This window comes from Collinsella aerofaciens, assembly GCF_018785245.1.
GTDB lineage: Bacteria > Actinomycetota > Coriobacteriia > Coriobacteriales > Coriobacteriaceae > Collinsella > Collinsella aerofaciens_AD.
Genome location: NZ_WQPL01000068.1, coordinates 1 through 201 on the forward strand (window position 1 = coordinate 1; position 201 = coordinate 201).

The 201-nt window shown below is 60.2% G+C and carries 1 rRNA gene; it reads left to right on the forward strand.

The annotated features are described in order from the left end of the window. Positions 1 to 201 (forward strand): 23S ribosomal RNA (locus GPK39_RS09885); the annotation flags it as partial.

The following is a 201-nucleotide window of genomic DNA, read 5'->3' on the forward strand; positions in this document are numbered from 1 at the left end:
AAGGACGCGGCAAGCTGCGATAATCCCCGGCGAGGAGCACACATCCTTCGACCCGGGGGTCTCCGAATGGGCGAACCCATCCACAGCAGTGTGGATATCCCCACCCCGAACACATAGGGGTGGGGAGGACAACCCGGGGAACTGAAACATCTAAGTACCCGGAGGAGAGGAAATCAATCTCGAGACTCCCCGAGTAGCGGC